Source organism: Sorangium sp. So ce726, from assembly GCF_051521405.1.
GTDB lineage: Bacteria > Myxococcota_A > Polyangia > Polyangiales > Polyangiaceae > Sorangium.
In genome coordinates this window covers 8833204-8854816 of the sequence record NZ_CP150349.1, presented here as the reverse complement: position 1 = coordinate 8854816, position 21613 = coordinate 8833204, and the positions used below count along the sequence as shown (strand labels likewise).

13 protein-coding genes and 1 pseudogene are annotated in these 21613 nt (G+C 72.0%); 7 read left to right on the top strand and 7 right to left on the bottom strand.

The genetic code is table 11. The features are described from left to right. Positions 1 to 79: 79 nt before the first annotated feature. Positions 80 to 925 (top strand): pyruvate, water dikinase regulatory protein, encoded by an 846-nt coding sequence (locus WME79_RS32735; protein WP_437522848.1) that lies wholly within the window; start codon positions 80 to 82, stop codon positions 923 to 925. 21 nt (positions 926 to 946) lie between these two features. Here the strand turns inward: WME79_RS32735 and larE are convergent, their stop codons facing one another. Continuing rightward, entirely contained in the window at positions 947 to 1807 is an 861-nt protein-coding gene (gene larE, locus WME79_RS32730; protein WP_437293767.1) for an ATP-dependent sacrificial sulfur transferase LarE, read from the bottom strand. A 103-nt stretch (positions 1808 to 1910) separates the two neighbouring features. On the opposite strand from larE, the gene WME79_RS32725 reads away from it, so the two are divergent. Then, positions 1911 to 2735: an OmpA family protein gene (locus tag WME79_RS32725; protein WP_437522846.1), complete on the top strand. Its 825-nt coding sequence runs from the start codon at positions 1911 to 1913 to the stop codon at positions 2733 to 2735. 6 nt (positions 2736 to 2741) lie between these two features. Here the strand turns inward: WME79_RS32725 and WME79_RS32720 are convergent, their stop codons facing one another. Continuing rightward, entirely contained in the window at positions 2742 to 5186 is a 2445-nt protein-coding gene (locus WME79_RS32720; RefSeq protein WP_437522844.1) for a fused MFS/spermidine synthase, read from the bottom strand. A gap of 103 nt (positions 5187 to 5289) precedes the next feature. Continuing rightward, positions 5290 to 5835, bottom strand: a complete 546-nt coding sequence (locus WME79_RS32715) for a hypothetical protein (protein WP_437522843.1) — start codon at positions 5833 to 5835, stop codon at positions 5290 to 5292. Positions 5836 to 5943: 108 nt separating this feature from the next. Here WME79_RS32715 and WME79_RS32710 point away from each other — a divergent pair, with 108 nt between their 5' ends. Continuing rightward, the gene (locus tag WME79_RS32710) at positions 5944 to 7197 is read left to right on the top strand and encodes a M14 family metallopeptidase (RefSeq protein WP_437522841.1); all 1254 of its coding nucleotides are present in this window, start codon (positions 5944 to 5946) and stop codon (positions 7195 to 7197) included. 20 nt (positions 7198 to 7217) lie between these two features. On the opposite strand, the gene WME79_RS32705 is transcribed toward WME79_RS32710, so the two are convergent. The 3 genes from WME79_RS32705 to WME79_RS32695 all read right to left on the bottom strand — a co-directional run bounded on the left by WME79_RS32705 (position 7218) and on the right by WME79_RS32695 (position 14512). Then, on the bottom strand, positions 7218 to 8417 hold the full coding sequence (locus WME79_RS32705; protein ID WP_437522839.1) for an MFS transporter: 1200 nt from the start codon (positions 8415 to 8417) through the stop codon (positions 7218 to 7220). Between the two features lie 201 nt (positions 8418 to 8618). Then, complete coding sequence (locus WME79_RS32700) at positions 8619 to 9209, bottom strand: N-acetyltransferase family protein (RefSeq protein WP_437522837.1); 591 nt, start codon at positions 9207 to 9209, stop codon at positions 8619 to 8621. A 332-nt stretch (positions 9210 to 9541) separates the two neighbouring features. Then, a complete protein-coding gene (locus WME79_RS32695) occupies positions 9542 to 14512 on the bottom strand; it encodes a zinc-dependent metalloprotease (protein WP_437522835.1) in 4971 nt (1656 codons plus the stop codon). A 518-nt stretch (positions 14513 to 15030) separates the two neighbouring features. On the opposite strand from WME79_RS32695, the gene WME79_RS32690 reads away from it, so the two are divergent. Beyond that, positions 15031 to 17112 (top strand): protein kinase domain-containing protein, encoded by a 2082-nt coding sequence (locus WME79_RS32690; protein WP_437522833.1) that lies wholly within the window; start codon positions 15031 to 15033, stop codon positions 17110 to 17112. Positions 17113 to 17157: 45 nt separating this feature from the next. Here WME79_RS32690 and WME79_RS32685 read toward each other — a convergent pair whose 3' ends face one another. Next, positions 17158 to 18267: a THUMP domain-containing class I SAM-dependent RNA methyltransferase gene (locus tag WME79_RS32685; RefSeq protein ID WP_437522831.1), complete on the bottom strand. Its 1110-nt coding sequence runs from the start codon at positions 18265 to 18267 to the stop codon at positions 17158 to 17160. A gap of 314 nt (positions 18268 to 18581) precedes the next feature. Here WME79_RS32685 and WME79_RS32680 point away from each other — a divergent pair, with 314 nt between their 5' ends. The 3 genes and pseudogenes from WME79_RS32680 to WME79_RS32670 form a co-directional block, all read left to right on the top strand. Beyond that, on the top strand, positions 18582 to 18911 hold the full coding sequence (locus WME79_RS32680; protein ID WP_437522829.1) for an SPW repeat domain-containing protein: 330 nt from the start codon (positions 18582 to 18584) through the stop codon (positions 18909 to 18911). Positions 18912 to 19130: 219 nt separating this feature from the next. After that, positions 19131 to 19868 (top strand): pyridoxine 5'-phosphate synthase, encoded by a 738-nt coding sequence (locus WME79_RS32675; RefSeq protein WP_437522828.1) that lies wholly within the window; start codon positions 19131 to 19133, stop codon positions 19866 to 19868. Between the two features lie 195 nt (positions 19869 to 20063). Beyond that, a pseudogene (locus tag WME79_RS32670) lies at positions 20064 to 21512 on the top strand (hypothetical protein); the annotation flags it as partial. Between the last annotated feature and the right edge of the window lie 101 nt (positions 21513 to 21613).

The following is a 21613-nucleotide window of genomic DNA, read 5'->3' as shown; positions in this document are numbered from 1 at the left end:
TCCTCCGCGTTCTTCTGAACGCCGAGGCACGAGCTCTGCCTCGAGCGCCTGAGCCGACATGGCGACGGAGGCATCGGACATGGACAAGGCGAAGTTCATCGACGTCCTGAGCGACTCCACCGGAGAGACGGCGGAGAAGGCGGTGCGCGCCGCGCTCCTCCAGTACCCGGACGCGGGGGTGCAGATCCGCCTCCACACCCGGGTGCGCACGCCGGAGGTCGCGCGGCCGGTGCTCGAGCGCGCGGCCCGGGAGGGCGCGCTCGTCGTGTTCACCGTGGTGAGCCCCGAGCTGCGCGAGTTCGTGCACGCGTCCACCGCCGAGCTGAACATCGAGGCGATCGATCTGATCGGCTCGCTCATCGTCCGGCTCGGCACCTTCCTCGACCGGGAGCCCATCAACTTGCCGAGCGCGATGCTCCCGCTGAGCGAGGAGTACTTCCGGCGCATCGAGGCGGTGGAGTTCGCGGTGAAGAGCGACGACGGCAAGGAGCCGCGGAACTTCAAGAGGGCCGACATCGTCCTCGTCGGCGTCTCGCGCACGTCGAAGACGCCGCTGTCGACGCTGCTCGCGCAGCGCGGCCTCAAGGTCGCGAACCTGCCCCTGGTGCTCGGCGTCCCGCCGCCGCTCGAGCTGATGGAGGCCCCCCAGGATCGGGTCGTCGGGCTGACCATCGGGATCGATCAGCTCTGCGAGATCCGGCAGGCGCGGCTGCGCCAGCTCGGGATGCCCTCCGAGACCAACTACGCGATGCGCGAGCACGTCCGGCAGGAGCTGGACTTCGCGAACCGTCTCTTCGCCGCGCACCCGGAGTGGCCGGTGGTCGACGTCACCAAGCGCGCCATCGAGGAGACGGCGGTGATCATCCTCGAGCACCTGAAGGAGCGCGACGAGCGCGCCAAGGTCGCGCGCTCGTCGCTCGTGTGAGGCCGCGCGGCTCCGGCGGGATCAGCTCACGATCTTGAGGGCGCGGCCGACGAGGACCTCGTTGTGGCTTCCGGTCCTGTACCCGCCGAGATCGAGCGTCACGTACCGGAAGCCGTGCCGCTTGCCGGCGGCCACGATCTCGGCGCGCACGGGCGGCTCGGCGGCGCGCGCGAGCTCGCCCGCGTCGAGCTCGATGCGCGCGAGGTCGTCGTGGTAGCGGACGCGGACCTGGCGGAACCCGAGGCCGCGAAGCGCCGCCTCGAAGCCGCCGATCTGCGCGAGCCGCTCGCGCGTGACGCTGGTCCCGTAAGGGATCCGGCTGGAGAGGCAGGCCGCGGCCGGCTTGTCCCAGATGGGCAGGCCGACGCGCGCCGCGCCGGCGCGCACGTCGGCCTTGCTGAAGCCGAGCTCGACGAGGGGGCTCAGCACACCCGCCTCCCGCGCCGCCTCCAGCCCGGGGCGGTAGTCGCCGAGGTCGTCGGTGTTGGTGCCGTTCACGATCGCCGCGAGCGCCCACTCGGACCGCTTTCGCGCGGCGATCCGGTAGAGCTCGCTCTTGCAGTGGAAGCAGCGATCCGGGTTGTTCGCGACGTAGCGCGGATCGTCGATCTCGGACGACTCGACAAGCCGGTGGTCGGCGCCGATCAGTCGGGCGATCGAGGTGGCCTCTTCCTTCTCGGCCGGCGCGAGGCTCGGCGAGACCGCGGTCATCCCGACGGCCCTCGGGCCGAGCTCCTGGTGCGCGACCGCGAGGACGAAGGCGCTGTCGACCCCGCCGGAGTAGCAGACGAGGACCGAGCCGAGCTCCCGGAGCCGGGCGCGCAGCCCGGCGAGCTTGGGATCGATGGGCGAGCCCTCGGGCGTGGACGACAGCGCGGACATGGCGACCCTCCCTTTACCACAAGCCGCGTTCCGCGCCGGCCGGCCCGGCGTCCGCCAGGTTACTTGCGGTCCGAGCGCCGGTTCTGACACCCTGCAGGGTGAGATGGACCCGAAGAGGAAGCAGGCCGCCCGCACCTCCCTGCCGTTCGCGCTCGCGGCGGCGCTCGCGGCCGCCGCGTTTGCTGGCCAGGGGTGCAGCGACAACCGGCTGCCGCCGCGGGAGCTGCCGCGCGCTGAGGAGCAGCGCGCGCTCCCGCGATGGTACCCGGAGAAGCCCTGGTCGGAGCAGGGCGGGGAGAGCCAGGTCTACATCGAGGGCAAGATCGTCTTCGACACGAACAAGGCGACCATCCGGCCGGGCAGCGAGAAGACGCTGGCGACGCTGCTCCAGTTCATCAAGGAGCACCCCGAGGTGACGCGGCTGCGGATCGAGGGGCACACGGACGCGCAGTCGAGCGAGGAGCACAACCAGTCGCTCAGCGCGCGGCGCGCCCTCGCGGTCGCCGACTGGCTGGTCGATCACGAGGTCGAGAGCGACCGGCTGATCGCCGTGGGTTTCGGCGAGTCGCGCCCGCTCGGGCCGAACGAGATCGCGGCAGGCCGCAGCGAGAACCGCCGGGTCGAGTTCCACGTGGCCGAGGTGAACGGACGCCCCTTCCTGGGGCAGGACCCGTACAGGGGCGGCCTGGCGCTGGAGGTGCTGAGCCTCGAGCAGCGCAAGCAGCGCGCGGAGCAGGCCGCGCAGCTCAAGGCGCCCCCGCCCCGCAAGGGCTTCGTGGCGACGGGCGACGAGATCAAGCCGGTGCCGGTCAAGCCGCGGGCCACGTCGGAAGCGCAGGAGGGCGAGCCCCCCGCGCCGAGCGCGCCGGCCAAGGAGAGCGCGCCGCCACGCGACGGCGGTGGCGCGTCGCCTGCGGGCGGGGGCTGAGCGAACTCAGGGCGCGAGGTGCCGCGCGCGCGGCGCCCGCGTCCGGTAACGCTCGAGGAGCGCGAGCGTCGCGTCGAGCGACGCGCCGTACGGGAGCACATTCCCCTTTGGCGTGGCGTACTCGAGGTAGAGGTTGTCGTCCGTGGACAGGATCGGGCCGCCGTCCTCGGCCGCGTCGGCGACGAGGCGGTCGAGATCGTCGTCCGAGGCCACGAGGGCGTCGAGGAGGTCCTCCAGCCGCGCGCCGGCGAGCGTCGCCTGGAGCGACGGGCGCGCGTCGAGCCCGGCGAGGCGCGCCCCCGAGGCGACGAGCGGCGCGCCGCTCGCGACGAGGATGCCCTGCGCGCCGCCCACGAACAGCGCGACGTGCGGGAACGCGCTGCGCATCGTCCGCACCACGACGGCGAGCTCGCGCCGCCGGATGTGGTGGAGCTGCACCCATTGCTGCAGGACGCCGCCCTCGGTGAGCCGGGACCGGGCGAGCTTGTAGAACTCGTGGCTGTAGAGGCTCGCGGCGCCCGCGAACCAGACGCTGGTGAGCTCGATGGCGATGAGATCGTAGCGGGCCGGGGCGGCGACCAGCAGCTCGTTCCTGCCGTCGTTGAGCGAGAGGCGGACGCGGGGATCGTCGAGCGCGCGGAGGCTCGGGCCGGCGAAGAAGCGCCGAGAAGCCTCGACGATCGCGGGCGAGATCTCGGCGACGTCGATGCGCTCGAAGGGGTAGGCCACGATGGTGCCGGTCGTCGTGCCGGTGCCCAGGCCGATGACGAGCGCGGCGCGCGTGTCGCGGAGGAACAGCGAGGGGAAGTGCGCGAACCGCCGCTGCGCCGTCATCTCGGGGCCGTCGTCGCCCTGGAACTTGCCGTTCGTGTACATGGTCGTGACGCCGGCGAGGTGCGCGACCGTGGTGACGCCGCCGTGCACGTCCTCGCGCACGAAGTCGATGCGCTCGGGGCGCGGCCCCATGGCGAAATAGACGTTCGCGCCGCTCGTGAGGCGGGCCATGTCCCAGCGGGGCGCGAGCACGGCGAGCGCCCCTGCCGCCGCGGCCAGCGCGAGGGCGCGGGGGAGCTCCGCGCCGGTGCGCGCGGCGGCGAGGACGGCCGTGAGGGCGAAGGCGAGCGCGATCGTCAGGAGCGCGCGCTCGGAGCCGAGCGCGGGCAGGATGAGGTAGCCGGTGATGATGGAGCCGGCGATCGTGCCCAGGGTGTTCGCGGAGGTCAGCCTGCCGACGCGCGCGGCGACGTCCGCGTGCGCGGCGGCGCGCGCGAGGAGCAGGGGGAAGGTGGTGCCCATGCACAGCGTGGGCAGCGCGAGGATCGCGAGGGCGGCGAGCGCGCGGCACGCCTCGCGGCCGGCCCACCCGTCGACGTGCTTGCCCGCGAAGGCGAAGAGCCGCGGGAGCTGGTCCCAGAGCGGGACGGTGGCGGCGAGCGAGAGCGCGGCGGCGGCGAGCCCCCGGGAGAGCGCTCCCTCGCCGTGGCGGCGCGCGAGGGCAGGCGAGCGCGCGGCGCCGGCCGCGAGGCAGACGAGAAAGACGGCGAGCATCAGCCCGAAGGCGTAGGCGCTGTTGCCGATGAGCAGCGCGAGCAGGTGCGTCTGGACCACCTCGGCGGCGAAGACCAGGAAGCCCGACGCGAACGCGAGCAGGAGCAGGAACGGCGGTTCGGCCCGGCCGGCGGCCGCGGAGAGCGGGGCGTCCGCGCTGCGGGCCTCGAGGGCGCGAGCGTCGGGGGCCTCGGTGGAGCGCGCCTCGGGGGCCTCGGTGGAGCGCGCCTCGGGGGTGGCGGCAGCAGGCGCCGGGCCGCGTAGCCCGGCGGAGATCGCGACGACGCCGAGGACGAGGTTGGCGATCGCCGCGGACCAGAGAGCGCCTCGGATGCCGAGGTGCGGGAGGACCACGTAGGCGCCGGAGAGCGCGCCGGCCGCGCCGCCCGCCGTGTTGATGGCGTAGAGCGAGGCGAGGCGGCGCGCGGCGTCGTGCTCGGCGGGGGGCACGCCTCCGTCCGTCGCGGCGCCGGCGCGGAGGATGCGCGAGAGCACCGGGAGCGTGGCGCCCATCGCGACCGTGGGGACGACGACCACGAGGGCGGTCAGCGCGGCGCGCGCCGCGGTGAGCAGCGCGAGCGAGTCGGGCGCGGCGCGGGCGACGGAGACGTAGGCCGACGTCAGCGCCTCGAACAGGAACGGCGAGACGGCGCAGATCGCGCCGACGATCGCCTCGAGCGCGCCGTAGACGACGAGCGGGCGGCGCGCGGACGCGGCGTGGCGGCCGCCGAGGTGCGCGCCGAGGGCGAGGCCGCCCATGAAGGCGGCGAGGACCGTGCTCACGGCGTACGCGGTGGCGCCGAAGACGTAGGCGAGCTGCTTGGAGAAGGCGACCTCGTAGAGGAGGCCGGTCGCGCCAGAGACGAAGAACAGGGCGGCCACGAGCGGGAAGCGGGAGCGCACGGGCGCGCACGCTAGTACAGGCGCCCGACGAGCAGGCACCCCAGAGCGCCGAACGAGATCTCTCTCGCCAGGCGGCCGAGGGCGGGCGCAACGCGCCGCCCCGTCACCAGCCGAGCCGCTGCAGCCGCTCCCGGGCCCCCTTCACCCCGAAGATCGTCTCTTCGCCGGGCGGCACCACGGGCGCGAGCAGCACCGCCGCGAGCACCGCGGTGACGACCAGGGGCGCCCGCGCGTCGTCGCCGGCGATCGCCGGCTCTTGCACCTGCCAGACCCGCCGCGCCCGCGCGAGCAGCGCGTCGAACCCGCGCCCGCCGATCGCCCGCACCCCCGCCGCGGCCGCCGCTCGCACGAGCGGCGCACGATCCAGCGGCACCGTCATGACGAGCACGCGGCTCGTCGTGCGCGGCGTAGAAGAAGAGGAGGTGCGCGCGATGTCCACCTCGACGGCGTCGGCCATCGGCGTGGTCCCCGACGGGTACGCCTTCTTCTGCACGAGCGTGAGCTCCGCACCGAAGAAGACGCGCGCCTGATGCGCCCAGCGGTGCTCGTCGATCCGCGCCTCGGGCTCTGGCGACAGCAGCGACCATCCCTGGCTCGGAGGCAGCAGCTCGATACGTCCTTCCGCCCACCCGCTGCCGTCGAATTCCATACGCGTGCCCGCTGCCACGGTAATCCCTGGTTTGACCTGGTCCGGATCGCACGAAGGCGCGGCCGGTGGTCTATAGTTGGTGCCATCTAGGGTAAAGGTGAGCCCTGCATGCCGAAGTCCGATCAGGTGTCGGAAGAGCAAGGCCGGGCTGCCCTGAGGGCGGCCCTCTTTGTGCACCGACGCGCGCCGCTCTCCCGTCTGCTCGCTCGCCGCGGGCTCGGTCCCTACCGCGGGTACGGCGAGCTCCTGGAGGCGATCGAGCGGCTCGCCGACCGCGGGGCGCAGGTCACGCTGATCGGGCGCTCGATCCGGGGCGAGCCGCTGCTCGCCGTTCACCTCGGCGCAGCCAGCCTGGCCGCTGCGCGCGGTGAGAGGCAAGCCGCGGGCCTCCTGGCGCCGAGCGCTCAGGGAGGACGGAGCGTTGCGAACGGCGTCTCGCTCCACGGCGTCCCGCTCGACGGCGTCCCGAGCCATGGCACGCCTGATGCCAATGCGGATGCTGATGACAGCCGCACGCCGGGCGGCGCGGACGACCCGGCGTCGAGCGACGCCGCCCTCGCTCGGTTGGCCGAGCGCGCCGAGCGCGCCAGCCTGCGCCTCTCGACGGGAGCCGGGTCGCGTGAGCGCGTGCGGACGACGGTGATCCTGTCCGGGATCCACCCCCTCGAGTGGATCGGCATCGAGGCCCACCTGGCGCTGCTCGAGCGTCTCGCGAACCAGGATCTTGGCGGCCGGTCGATCCTCGCCGTCCCGATCGTGAACCCGGACGGGCTCCTCCGCGTCGAGATGAACCTCCGCGCCGGGAGACACCGGTACGTGCGGGGCAATGCCCGGGGCGTCGACCTGAACCGGAACTTCGACGCGGGATGGTACGAGCGCGGCCTCATCCAGCGCTTCATCGGGCTCCTCTTCTCGCCCGGCAGCCGCCCCGCCAGCGAGCCGGAGGTGGAGGCCATCGCGCACGCGCTGTCCTCGCGCCGGATCGACCGTGCCCTGTCGCTGCACAGCGCCGGCGGCGCCGTGCTGTACCCGCCGGCGCACAGCCTCTGGCCGGTGGCCGACGCCGCCGAGCACCGCGCCTTCGCGATGCGCGTCGCGCGCGCCGCGGACCGCAGGCCGTACCGCGCCATGTCCTACGTCCGCTTCGCCTGGGGCGTCCGCAAGGCGGGCCTGGAGATCGACTGGCTCCACGATCGCCACGGGGCGCTCTCGCTCCTCGTGGAGTGCTCGCGCGGCAAGCTCGGCCTCCGGCCGTCGCGCCTCGTCGAGCCGTTCGCCTGGCACAACCCCCGGCGGCTCGACGACGCCACGCCGCCGCTCGTCGACGCCCTGCTCCCCTTCGTAAAGGGCGCGCGCGCTTAGAGTGGAACCAGGCGCGCCGCTCAGAGCTCGATCGGCTCGCTGACGGGCATCTTCTGTAGGCCGAGGAGGACGCCGAGGGCGGCGAAGCTTGCCGCCATCAGGCCGTACGCCGCGAGCGCCCGGTGCTCGATCAGCCAGCCGGCGCCGATGGGGCCGATGATCTGCGAGATGCTCGCCAGCGACTGGCTCACGCCGAGCGCCGCGCCCTGCTCGTCGCGGCCGACGCTCTTCGTGAGGAGCGTGGTGACGGCCGGCCGCACCACCGCCGCGCCGAACGCCGCGAGCCCCACGAGCGCGAGCAGCACGGGCAGGGTGTACGCGACGCCGAGCAGGCCGTAGCCGACCACCATCGTGGCGAAGCCGAGCAGCGCGAGCCGCTCCTCGCCGTACCGCTTCGCCAGCCGGCCGATCAGGCCGCCCTGGATGCTGCCGCCGATGAGCCCGGAGAAGGCGTAGAGGTAGCCCGTCTCCTTGACGCCGAACGCGAAGCGCCGCTCGAGGAAGAGCGCCAGGCCGCCGATGAGCGTCGAGAAGGAGAGGGAGAAGGCGAAGAACTCGAGCAGCCGGCGGCGCGGGAGCGGCCGGTCGAAGTACCGGCGGAAGGCGTCTCCGCGGCCGAGCGACGCCGGCCGGGCGGCCGCGGCGGTCGCCCCTTCCTGGACCGCCGGCGAGGGCGGCTTCGCGGGGAGCAGCGTGGCCGTGAGGAGGACCGACAGGAGCGACAGCGCCGCCGCGCCGTACGCAGGCGCGCCGTAGCCGAAGCGGCTCGCGAGCTCCCCCGTGATGGCCGGGCCGAGGAGGAACCCGGAGCCGAAGGCGATGCCGATCAGGCCGAACGCCTTGGTGCGCTCCTCGGGCCGGGTCACGTCGCTGATGTACGCCTGCGCGATCGTCAGGTTCCCGGCCGTGAGCCCGTCGATGATCCTCCCGAGGAAGAGCATCCAGAGCGAGCCCGCCGAGCCGATCACCAGGAACCCGATGAACGTGCCGGTCTGGCTCGCGAGCAGCGTCGGTTTGCGGCCGACCCGGTCCGAGATGCGGCCGAGGATCGGCCCGGAGACGAGCTGACAGACCGCGTAGCTCGCCGCGAGCACGCCGACCACGAGCGAGCTGGCGCCGAAGTGCTCGGCGTAGAAAGGGAGGAGGGGGAGGACGAGCGTGAGGCCGAGGACGTCGACGAAGACGGTCAGGAAGATCGGCAAGAGCGGCGAGCGGCGCATGGTGGCTTTCGGTGGCGATGGACTGCGGTGGCGGCCGCCGGCGATCCGGGCCGGCGATGGCCGGGCCTCCGGACGGGCGCCTGGACGGCGCTGTCCTCATGACGCATCTGCGCCGCGGCGGGTACCCTCCAGCGCGCGTCCAGCGCTCGTGCGGGGCTCGGGCCGGGCCGCGGGCGGGCCCGGGGCCGCCCGCGCCGTGGCTCAGCGCTCCGACGGGGCGACCGCGCGCGGGTCGGGAGAGCGGAGCGCGAGGGTCATCTGGATGTCATCCAGGATGGCGCCGTCGACCCGGAACGCGTCCTCCCGGGTGCCGATCGGGACGAACCCCATCCCCGCGTAGAGCCGCCTGGCGCGCTCGTTGTTGGCGAAGACGCCGAGGTCCAGGTACTCGAGGCCCGCCTCGTCGCGGGCCCAGGCGATCGCGGTCTCGAGCAGGCGCCGGCCGTGGCCCTGCCCGGTGTGGGGGCCGAGGATGCCCATCGCGACGACGGCGCGGTGTCCCTCGGACCAGACGCGGCCGCCGCGCAGCTCGATGTGCCCGATGATGCGCGCCCGCGGCTCGCTCGACCGGAGCAGCCAGGCCCGCCCCCAGAGCGGCTCGTCGAGCGCCTTGCCCCAGCGGTCGCGAGCGCCGTGCTCGACCTCGTCGGGGGCGAGCGACGTCGCGATGGCGAAATGGGGCACTCCGCGCCGGCCGGACTCGGCGACGTGCTCGATGAGGTAGGTCGCGAAGGCCCGAGCGTCCGAGCGGTGGGCCGGGGCGATGGCGTGGAGGGCGGGGGAAGGGATCATGCCGCGGCGCTCGCAGCGCCACGGCGAGCGTAGTGCTGCCCTGGCGCCTGCGCGACCTCCAACGGCAGCAGGGGGCCGGCCAGGCGATCTCGGGCCGGAGGGGCGCGGACGGCCGGACCCCGCGCAGGGCGTCCCCAACGTGAACGTTTACGTGGTCGTGGTCGTCAACGGTAGGTCGTGAACGACCACGCAAACGCAAACGCAAACGTTCGGATGTAGGAGAACGCGGCGCGAAGCTTGGTGAACGCCTAGGAGGGGAGAGGGAGGGGGAGAGACGAAGAAGCGAGGAGCGCGGGACCCCGGCGCGGGGCCCCGGCGTAGGGAGGCGCGGATCAGTCGGGGAAGATGCCCAGCTGCTCCGGGTCGGCGAGGCCGAACTGGGCCATCATCTTGAGCAGGTAGTCAGGCACCGACTTGTAGCCCTTCAGCTCGTACGCGTAGTGGTTCTTGTAGATGGTGAGCTGGGTGCAGTTCTCGTTGATGTTCTGATCGCACGCCGGCACCTCCTTGAGCGGGCCGACCGCGGGCACGTCCTTGATCGCCTGATCCGGGATGATGATCGCGGCGCCATCCGGGTGGTACGTGATCATCGCGCGACCGTACTTGTTGAAGCCGGGGCCGTAGTCGGCGACGTACGCGGGATCCGCGGGGATGCTGTCTGCCGGGTTGCCCGGCTGCGCCTCGTGCCTCGCGTCGAGCTGGTAGCCCTTCGCGGTGAGGGCGTTGGCGTACTCGAGCACGCGGGCCGCGATGCCCTTCTGCACCCACTTGCCGCCGGAGTCCTCGCAGGCCGCCCTGTTCTTGCCGGCCCCGAAGAGGCACTCCATGCCGTACGTGCGGGCGTAGTAGACCTGCCCGGACGTCGGGTCCTGCCACTCGATGCGCTGCTCGAAGCCCGGGTCCGCGTCGCTGCCGAGCCGGTAGACGCGCATCATGTCGAGCCAGTTCGTCTTGCCGTTCGCGGGGATGTTCGCGAGCGTCCACGCGATCAGGAACTTCTGCACCTCCCAGCCGATCTGCGGATCGACCGCGATGGTCCGGTCCACGACGGCCGGGTCGAAGTCGCCGCCGATGTAGTTCGTGCAGAGGTTCTTCCCGTCGGTCGGGAAGCAGACCTTCGGCCCCTCGTTCGGCCACCAGCTGACCCAGCCCATCGGGCGCGCCGGGAACTCCTTCGCCAGCGGGTCGGGATCCTTGCTCTCCGTGTCGAGCACCGGGAAGCCGTCCTCGCCGGCCTCGAGGCGAGGCGCGAGGAGCGAACGGTCGCCGGTGAGGGCGTTGGCGAGCACGCGGCGGTAGCCCTCGGGCAGCACGTCGGCCATGCCGACCGCGCGGAAGCGGGCGTCGTAGAAGTCGCGGCGCGACTGGCTCACGAACCGGTCCTCCGACTCGGAGAGCAGGATGGCCGTGTGGATCTTGTCGTAGTAGCTGCCCGCGTTGAACGAGTAGTCGGTGTCGAAGTCGCCGTTGTCCTCCGAGTTCCTGTTCTCGAGCGGGTGACCGCCGAACCCGACGTCCTTCAGGTAGCCGGTCGAGCCGTTCGGGATCTGCACCAGCACCGGGCTGTTGGTCGTGCCGCCGAAGGAGCCGAAGTCCTCGCCAGCGCCGTAGTCGTCGCCGTCGAGGTTCGAGCGAAGGACCGGGTCGTTGAACAGCGGATCGCGCAGGTAGTGCGGCCCCTCCTCCGGGCGGGCGAGCTGCCTCGTGAAGTGATCGAACGCCACCGTCGCGGCCACGACGTTCTCCTGCAGGCTGCCCTCGACGAGGAGCGGCCACAGCGTGTCGAACGACAGGCCCTGGTTCGTCGCGAGATCCTGGTAGATCGTCCCGTAGAACCCGATGCCGCCGGCGATGCCGAGCATCTTCTCGTTGTAGCGGCTGTAGGACCGATCCGCCGCGGCGCGGACGCTGAACGTCGTGCGGTTGCGCCGGAAGTTGTCGAGGATGTGCCTGTTCTCCTGGGTGGTGATCAGGAACATCAGCTGCTCGTACGGGTCGGCGCCGTTGTCGTGACGGAAGACCGAGACGTTGCCGGTGTCGGCCCAGTTGTCGGTCGCGAACCCGTACGGCACGCGGACGCGGTTCTGGGCGTCGACCGCCGGACCGCCGCGGAAGGCGCCGATCGAGGTCTCGTTGTCCTGCGGCTTGCGCAGCTGCTTCCATCCGACGTAGTCGACCGGCTGCTGGCGGCAGCGCTTCGTCTCCTCGCCGACCGTGACGATGCCGCCGTCGAGGAGCGGGTGCCACTTGCCATCGAGCTGCTCGTTCCACGTCGCGGGCGGTGTCGCCTCCACGTCGTAGCAGTCGCGGATGACCTCGTACTGCGATTGCAGCTGGGAGTAGTGGAAGTCGCTGACGCTGGCGCTGCCCTTCGCGAACGTGCCGTACTTGATGCCGGCCAGCCCGCCGAAGTTGTCGGTCGCCGCGAGGAGCCCGCCGCCGACCCTGCCGCCGGCGAGGTAGTTGCGATCGCCGTTGTCGTAGACGCTCACGTTGTCGCCGTAGAAGAAGCGCGCGGCGGCGAAGTCGTAGACGCCCAGGCCCACCAGGTCCTGCGAGACGTCGCCCGGGTAGTCCATGACCGTGGAGTGCTGGAACATCCAGATCATGTTCTTCTGCTCTTCGTCCGTGATCTTGTCGAAGTAGCGGGGGCCGACGCACTCCTCCGGGCTCTCGTCCGCCTCACCGGTGCACGCCGCCTTGACCTTCCCGTTCTTCGTCCTGAGCTGCCAGTACTGGGGCCGGAAGAAGAGCGAGGCGTAGCTGCTCACGAAGTTGTGCCGGAGGCCGATGGAGTGCCCCATCTCGTGCGCGATGACGGCGTACTGGTAGCGGCGCTGGATGTACTTGAACATCTTCTCGTAGCGCCCCCGCTTCTCGTCGGCCGTCTCCTCGTCGCCGACGGGGAACTTCTCGCGGAGCGCCTCCGCGAGGCCCGTCATCGCCGTGGCCTCGGGGGCCTCGTGCAGGATGCAGGCGCCGCGCTCGGCGAGCGCGTTGTCGTGCATGCGGCGGAGCTGCGAGTGCATCTTCGGGTTGTTCAGCGCGAACGGCGACGCTGCGTCCGCGAGCGGGCCCTCGATGGGCAGGCCGGCGGGGATGCCCGCCCGCTTCAGCATCGCCGGGTTCAGGAGCTCCGACTCGGCGAGGCTGCCCCGGGCGGCCTTCATGCGGGCGCCCACGACCGCCTGCTGCGGGGAGGGGACGTCGCCCCGCACCGCGATGTCGGCGACCTTCGCCTTCATCGGCTCGATGAGCGCCTGGAGCTGGGGGGAGACGCCCTGCGCGACGAGGCCCGCGTACGCCTCGCCGTCGAGCTTCGTGGCGCTCGCGAGCCGCGACGTGACCTCCTGCTTCGTCATCGTGGGCCCCTGGCCGCCGCCGGACATGCGGCTCGCCTGCGCCCAATCGCGGATGTACTTGCCGTCGGTGATCTCGGAGGTCGGGATCTCGCCGTTGATGTAGCGGACGATGTCGACGAGCTGCTGCGCCGCGGAGTCGGTGACGTGGCTCCAGATGTTGATGCTGGCGGCCACCTTCTCGCCCGTGATCGGGTCGTCGGCGTCGACCATGATGCCCCAGGGCGACGGGGTCTGCGGCTTGTCGACGATGAGCACGCTGTTGTAGCGGAGGTCGCCGAGCCGCGGGGCGACGCGCTCCTCGAGGGGAACGCTCGTGTCGCCGCAGGCGGGGTGATCGCCCTCCACGATGGGGTTGTGGCAGAGCACGATCACCGAAGGCTGCGTGACGACGCTTCCGAGCGCGAGCGTCGCCTGGTCGCCGCCGCGCCGCTGAGAGAGCTGCTCCACGGCCTGCCTGGCCTGGTCGTCGCACGCCGGCGCGCCCCAGCCCTGCTCGCGGCGGCACGCGTTCAGCTCGCGCGAGAGCGCGACGGCCTCGTCGATGTCGTCCTGCTGGCCCTTCCACATCGGGAACTTCGCGTCGCAGTCCTGGCCGCCCGTCTTCCGGCACTCGACGAGGCGCGACGTCTGGATCGCGGTCTTCATCGCGAGGTCCCACTCCTCGGTGGCCCACTCGGTCGCCTCGAAGATGTCCTCCGACGTGTTGCCGCCGACGTACCAGGGGATGACGACGGCCTCGCGCGCCGTGTAAGGCAGCGTGCACTTCTGCTTGAACACGTCGCACTGCGAGCCCGCGCCGGCCGCCGCGCACACGTCCGCGGTGCCGTCCTTGTTCTCGTCGACGTTCGGATCGGCGTTCACGTCGCCGCCCGGGGCCGTCTCCCGGGTCGCGCAGGCGATCGCGCCCTCCATCGTCTCGGGGTTCGCGTAGAAGTGGCTGCGCTTCCAGAGGTTGTAGCGGGCCGCGAAGCGCCGCCAATGGTTGTCCAAGATCCCGTAGTTGCGCTCGTAGCCGTAGCGGTAATCGAAGTTGAAGATGCCGAACGCCTGGAACCTCACGCCGTCGAAGTCGACCGGCTCGTAGTCGTTGTCGACCACCTTCTTGAACGACTGCCGGATCGTGATCTCGACCGGGTTGCAGTTGCCGTACGGGTCGGTGCCGCCGGCGAAGTCGCCCGGGAGCATGCAGGCAGGGAACTTGTCGATGCCCCAGCCGAGGCTCGACAGGTCGAGCAGGGCGGGCGTGGCGAACGCCTTCGTCGTGACGTCGAAGTAGCCGTTCTTACCGTCGAACCGCGGGGCGTCGGCGGACGCCGGGTCGCTGACGTAATAGGCGAGCGGCTCGTACTCGACACCTCCGTAGAGGCCGATCTGCGACAGGGTGTCGAAGTTGTAGGCGTCGGTGGCGAGGTTGCGCGACCAGTCGACGCGGAAGTACTCCCGGTTGTACCAGGGCTTGTCGCTCGTGTTCTCGACGATGACGTTCGACTCTTCGCCGGTCGACGGGTTGTAGTCGCGGACGATGTCGAAATGCGACTCGATCGCGTAGCTCGCGACGATCTGGCCGTCGTTCGTGGTCTTCCTGGTGAGCCCGTTATAGTTGTTGCCCTTGCCGTCGGTCCCCTCGATGCGCTCGTAGGCGAGCCGAGCGTTGAGCTGGTGCTCCGTTACCTCCCACTTGATCCGGGAGACGGGCTGGGCATAGGTCGACGTGAAGAGGCCATCTTGGGCGGCGCCGTACCCGACGTCGATGACCGTACCCCGCATGTAGAACTCGGGGTCATCGACGATGTCTTTCAGGTCCCCTCCAACGAAGAAGGACTTGGCGAGCGCATCGCTCTGCACCCTTCTGATGGACGGCCGCTCCTCGGCGCAGCCCGCCCCCACGACGGTCAGCGCGACGGTGCCGAGGAGCACCGCACGCCTAAAAATTCGATTCATCAACGATCCTCCGGAAGCTGCCTGTCGAGATCGACGCACAAGCTGACCCTTCACGGCGCACAGGGCGCAGCGCGAGGCAGTCCCCTCCAGGCAAGAATGCTGCCAACGCTCGCCAACGTTCGATCGCGAGCTCTTTCGATAAGTTAAGCACCTGTCGCACATCCGCATCGGGGGTGGCGTTAAAGAGTTAACTGTTGCCGGGTGAGCCTGCGACCGGCGCCCGTCTCCGGGGTGACGGCGGTCGGGAGCGGTGCTCGGGACGGTCGATGGCGCGCGCGAGGGCGCGCGGCGGCCCCGGCAGGCGCCGCCGTGGGCCGACAAGTCGTCGGCTGTCGAGTTCTTTGGTATGGTCGCCGCGTGCACTCTCCCTCGCATCGGACGCGCGGGTCGCGCGGGAGCGCGGACAGCCATGGGCGCAGCGCTCTCCTGCGCGAGGGGCACGGCCGCCCTGGGGCGGGCATGCGGTGCGGCCGCCCGGAAGCGGGCGAGCGGGGCAGACGCCGGCAGGTGCCGGGCGCATGAGGCATGAGGCGCTCCTCGGCCGCAAGGTGGCCGGGCGGTTCACGATCACCCGCTTCCTCGGCGAGGGCGGCATGGCCAGCGTCTTCATCGCTGAGCGCGACGCCGAGCCCCGCCGGGTGGCGATCAAGATCATGAACCCGGAGTTCACCGCGGACCGCGCGTTCATCCGGCGCTTCCAGCGCGAGGCGAAGGCCGCGGCGCGGGTGAAGCACCCGAACTCCGTCAAGATCTTCGAGTACGGGGTCGAGGGCGCCCTCAGCTACATCGTGATGGAGCTGCTCTCGGGGGACGACCTCTACGTCCTCCTCGAGCGCCATGGCGCGATCGGTCAGGCGCGGGCGGTCCGCATCCTCTCGGAGGTGTGCGAGGCGCTCGCGGTCGCCCACGAGATGGGCGTCGTGCACCGCGATCTGAAGCCCGAGAACGTCATGGTGGTCCCCGACCCCATGCACCATCACGGCGAGCGGGTGAAGGTGCTCGATTTCGGGATCGCCAAGATCCTCGACACCGGCTCGTCCGGCGAAGTGCCCGAGCTCCTCGCCGACCCGCTGTCCGTCGTGACGCGCGCGGGTACGTTCGTCGGCACGCCGGCCTACATGGCTCCGGAGCAGTGCGGGCTGCTGCCGGTGGATCAGCGGGCCGACCTGTACACCTGCGGGGTCCTCCTGTTCCAGCTCATCACGGGGCGGCTGCCGTTCGAGGGCGAGACGCCGCTCCACACGGCGACGCTCCACATCCATGCGCCCGTGCCGGCGCCGAGCAGCTGCGCGCCGGGGATCCACCCGCGCCTCGAGGCGCTGATCGTGAAGGCGCTCGCCAAGCAGCCCGAGGACAGGTACCAGACGGCGCGTGAGCTCGGGTACACGCTGCACTGCCTGCTGGCCGAGCTACCCGACACGGCCGTGGGGCTCGGGCCGATCTCGCGCCGGCAGCCGAGCTCGCTGTTCTCACGGGACGCATCGCTGCAGCGAGGGCCGATGTCGCTCCCGCCGTTGACGTCGCTGCCGAGCTCGACGTCGGCGCCGATCTCCGGCGCGGCGCCGAGGGCGGAGCTCTCGATCGAATCGGCCCGGACGCTCGTCTCCGGGGGGACCGGCGCCGAGGTTGCGCTTCCGCCGCCGGTGCTGCTTCACCACGCGCCGCCCCCCTCGGAACTCCCGCAGACGCTCGATCCGCAGGCGGTTCCGCCGGGGGCGGGCGCCGAGCCGCAGCGCTGGGCCGGGGAGTCCGTGCCGGAGATCTCGCTGCAGCTTCCGTCCTGGTCCCACGGCGCCAGCGAGGCGCTGCTCTCGGGGAACGGTCTGGCCGAGCCGGGCGCATACGACGACGCGAGCGGGGACGACGACAGCACGCTCACCATGGTCCGTCGCGACGAGCTCCTCGCTCCGGCGAGGGTGCGAGTCCACACGGCGGCTTATGACGAGGGCGACGAGCTCGACATCACGCCTCCTGGCCGCGAGGTGAAGGCGACGCTCCGCTCTGCCGAGGACTTCGGGCTGGGCACACCCGAGAGGCGAGCCGAGGTCGGCCTGGTGCGCGTCGATTCCGTGCCGGTCCCGGCGACGCCGCAGAGCCCGCTTGACGGGGGCGCGGCGGGGGTGTGGGACAGGAGATCGCCGCGCGTCGCCAACACGCTCCGGCTGGTCTCGTCCCATCCCCCGGCCGAGAGCCAGATGCCCACGGTGACACCCGGCGAGCTCCAGGCGGCGAGCCCGCAGGGGTTCGGGGCGATGGGGTTCGGCGCGGCGAGCGCAGAGACCGCCGGAGACTCCGCTGCGGCGGTCGTACGGAGAGCGCCGGCCGCGGCCGACAGCGCTTCGCCGGCGACCCCGGCGGCGGTCCCGGCGTCGCTGCCGTTCGAGCTCGCCGCGACCATCGCAGAGCAGCGCACGGTGCTGGAGCGCCGCGCGACGATGCCCGATCACGTCGTCGCGCCCCAGGCGCCGCCTGCGCCTGCGCCTCCGCAGGCGCGGGAGCCGAGCTGGCTCGCCGGCAAGCGGGGGCTCATCATCGGCTTCGTCGCCGGGATGCTCCTCACGGCGCTGGCGATGTTCCTTGTGATGCGCCTGCTCTCCTGACACGCCCTCTCGCGCGGCGCGCCCTCTCCGACACCGCGCGCCGCTTCAGGGGATGTCGTACGTCAGCAGCCGGCACTCGATCGGGCCGTTGAACACGACGAGCGACCGCTCCGGCCGCCGGCGCATGGCGTGCTCGATGTCCTCGGTGCCGGCGAGGATCGCGACGCGGTGGCCCGCGAGCCGGGACAGCGCCGCCGCCATGTCGCGGTAGAGGGCCAGTGTGCCCGGGAGGCGCTCGCCGTACGGCGGGTTGGTCAGGACGTGGCCCGGCGGCGCGGTCGGGGCGAGCGCGGTGATGGACTGACAGCGGACCTCGATCTGCACGCCGGCCATCCGGGCGTTGCCGCGGGTGATCTCGGCGGCGCGAGGGTCGATGTCGGCGGCGACGATCGCGGGGCCCTCGGGGCGGATCCGCGCGCGGGCGGCGTCGCGGAGCTCGGTCGTGCGCCGCGCGGCGGACTGATCGTGGCAGGCCCACCGCTCGAAGCCGAAGCGCTGCGCGCGCAGGCCGGGGGCGATGTCCCGCGCCCAGAGCGCGGCCTCGAGGGCGATGGTGCCGGCGCCGCACATCGGGTCGACGAACGGGCGGGCGCGGTCCCAGCCGGAGAGGCGGAGCAGCGCGGCGGCGAGCGTCTCCTTGAGCGGCGCGCCGCCGATGTGCGTGCGGTAGCCGCGGCGGTGGAGCGCGGCGCCGCCGAGGTCGGCGTAGAGCGTCGCGCGGTCGCGGACGAGGTGGAGGAAGAGGGCGAGATCCGGGTCGTCGAGGTCGACCGACGGGCGCGCGCCGACGCGGCGCCGGATCTGGTCGACGATGGCGTCCTTGGTCCGCTGGGCGATGAACTGGGTGTGGGTCAGCGCGCTCGATCGGCAGGAGGCGCGGACGGCGAGCGTGTGGACCGGGCTCAGGTAAGGGGCCCAGTCGACGCGAGAGACGCCCTCGTAGAGCGCGTCTCCGCTGGGCGCGTCGAAGGCGGCGAGCTCGACGAGCACGCGCACGGCGGTGCGGAGCTCGATGCACGCGCGGAAGCCCTCGTCTGGCGCGCCGGAGAAGTGCACGCCGCCGCGGTCCGCGCGGACGCCGCGGAACCGGTGCTCGCGGAGCTCGTCGCGGAGGGCGGGCTCGGTTCCTTTGGCGGCGGTCGCGAAGAAGTCCATGGCGACGGGGCTTCTAGCCGAACCGCCGCGCGGCGGCCCTCACGAACGCGGCCTCTGGCCGCGCGTCCGCTCTCAGGGTGAGGTGCGTGGCACTGGATTCGCACGGCGTTCGCTGAGCTCTCGGGTGTGTGGACCGGGCGCAGGGACGCCGGCGCTCGGCAGGTGGGGTGAGCGGGCTCCGCGCTCGACAGGCCGAGGCCGCTCGGGGCAGGACGCCTGGCCCGAGGCCGCGGCGAGCGGGCAGAGCGAGGGCGTCGCGCGGCGGAGGCGCCGGCACGGCGATCCGTGAGGGAGGGAAGCCAATGGAGCATCGGATGGCGGCTTTGCGTGGCATCAACATCGCGCTCGGGATCTGGTTGTTGATCTCCGCGTTCCTCTGGCGCCACGGCCGGGACGAGTTCACCAACACCTGGGTGGTGGGCGCGCTGTGCGTCGCCTTCGCCCTGATCGCGCTCTGGGCGCCCAGGGCGCGTTACGCCACCGCGATCCTGGCGGTCTGGCTCTTCGTCAGCGCCTGGACGATACCGGCGCTGCTGACGGCGACGGTGTGGAACAACGCGCTCGTCGCCGTAGGCATCCTCGTCGTGTCGCTCCTTGCGACCGACGTCGCGGTGCGGGGCTCGCGGGCCGCGCGGCGCGTGTAGGCGCCGGAGGGCCGCGCCAGGCGGGGAGCACCGCCGCGGCCGGAGGCCCGGCCCCGGAGCGCCAACGGCGCTCCCCGAGTGCGCGCTGGCGGCGCGCTCCCGGCCGCGCTGGCCGCGCGCTTCCGGCTGCGCGCCAGCGCGTGGCGTGTTCGCCTCGCGGCGTCGATCGTGTATAGCGGCGTCGCGAGCGCCGCGCACGAGCCGGCGAGAGGATGTCCCATGAAGCTCAGCGTCAACGTGAACAAGATCGCGCTCCTGCGGAACTCGCGGGGACACGATGCCCCGAATGTCCTCTCCTTCGCCCGGAAGATCGTGGACTACGGAGCCCATGGCATCACCATCCATCCGCGGGCGGACCGGCGGCACATCACGCCGGACGACGCGCGGGCGGTGACTCGCCACATCACCACGGTGGAGACGAACTTCGAGGGCGATCTCCGTGAGGAGTTCCTGGACCTCACGCTCGAGCTCAGGCCGACGCAGTGCACGCTGGTCCCGGTCACGCCGGGCGAGCTCACCTCGCACCGCGGCTGGGACGTCTCGAAATGGCGCTTCGTCCTCCAGCCGGTGGTGAAGCGGCTCAAGGAGGAGGGGATCCGGACAAGCCTCTTCGTCGAGGCGGATCCGGCGGTGGTGCCGGTGGTCGCGGAGATCGGGGCCGATCGCATCGAGATCTACACGGGTCCTTACGCCCAGGCGTTCGATCGCGGCGATCACCGCGCGGAGCTCGACAAGATCGTCGCGACCGTGAGGGCCGCCGTGGCGGCCGGGGTCGGGATCAACGCGGGGCACGACCTCACCGTGGAGAACCTCGCGCCGCTCGTCCGCGAGGCGCCGCAGATTCAAGAGGTGTCGATCGGTCACCACCTCGTGGCGCATGCGCTCGAGGTCGGGATGAAGCAGTCCGTGCGCGACTACCTCGCGGCGGTCGAGGGGCGCCCCGCGCCGGCGCAGTAGCGGGGCGAGGCGCCTCGCCCATCGTCCGAAGCGCCGGCGGGCCCATCATCGGTCGTCGCCGGTGAGCGGCAGAGCGAGCGCGCCGCCGCCCATGCCCACCGGGCCTGATCGACCGGGCAGACTCGGCCCTTCGAGGCGATTGCCCGGAACCAGAAGAAACCAGAAGGAACCAGCGATCGCCGGCGGACGTCGTCCGCATGCCCCGGGCAGCGCGCGTTCATCACCGCGGCGCACCGCGGCCAGAACGTCCCGTTCGATCCGCAGCTCACCACGCCGGGCGTGGGACGCGCCGACGTCTGGGTGTTTGACGCCGGAGATCTTGGCGGCTCCCCTGGCGGCGACCCGCTCGCCATTCTCACGCTGTTCGCGGACACCCCTCGCGCGCTCGCCGTCAGCCCGGATGGCAGCCGCGTTTACGCGGCCGGCCTTCACTCGGGCAACCGCACCACCAGCAGCTTCGAGACCGTGGTCCCCGACGGCTTCGGCCCGGACGGCCTCCCTCCGCCGAGCATGAACTCCCGGGATCAGCCCGCGCCGGAGGTCGGCATCATCGTTCAGTTCAATGGAGTTCACTGGGTGGACGCGACAGGGCGCCCCTGGGATGACGCGGTGAGGCTGTCACTCCCCGACAAGGACGTCTTCGTCATCGACGCCATGGCGGCCACGCCCGCGCCGCTCCCAGGGCGCGCAGGGGTCTTCACGGGGGTCGGCACCGTCCTCTACAACATGGCGGTCAACCCGGTGAGCGGGGCCATCTATGTCTCCAACACCGACGCCAACAACCTCAACCGCTTCGAGGGCCCAGGCACCTTTGCAGGGCAGACCCTGCGAGGTCACTTTCACGAGAGCCGGATCACCGTCCTCGGCTCGAGGGGCGTGACCCCGCGGCCCCTCAACGCGCATATCGACTACGGGGTGCGCTGCGCGCCCCTCCCGAACCCCGGGCTCTATGGCACAGCGGGGCTGTCCGGCTTCGCGCTCGAGACGCAGCTCTTCAAGGTGCCGCACCTCCGCAATGCCTACCAGAAGGTGGGGAAGTTCGGCTTCCCCGCGGCCTTCGGGTTCGTCCATGGCGACGACGGCTTCACCGGGGATCAGGTCCGCGGCTTCGGCTTCATCCACGACGGGAGCGTGGATACCCTGTTTCGATTCCACCACGCGCTCGGGTTCTTGACGCAGTTTGCGCCCGGGGGCATCCCGGAGACGCCCGAGGGGGACGTGACCCGCCGCGACCTCGAGGCCTTCGTGCTGGCCTTCGACAGCAACCTGGCGCCGATCGTCGGCCAGCAGGTGACGCTGACCCGGAACAACGCCGCGGCGGTCCGCCCGCGCATCGATCTCTTGATGTCGCGCGCCGACGCCGGCGAGTGTGATCTCGTGGTGAAGGGACGCGTCGCCGATCGAGCGGTCGGTTATCTCTATGTCGGCGCGGGCCAGCTCGTGGCCGATCGTCGCGCGAGCCCGCTCGTGTCCGGCGCCGCGCTCCGGGCGCTCGTCGGGGGCGATACCGCCCGGCTGACGTTCACCTGCGCGCCGCCTGGCTCCGGGGAGCGCATCGCGCTCGATCGCGACGCCGATGGCTTCCTCGACGGCGACGAGCAGGACGCGTGCAGCGATCCCGCGGATCCTGCCAGCACGCCGTGATGGCAGCCGGCGGGGAGTGCGCTGGCGCTTTGAGCGGCCAGGAGTGCCGGAGTGTGTCAGCGCTGCGGCGAGACGCGCGACGGGAGCGCGCCGCTCCTCCC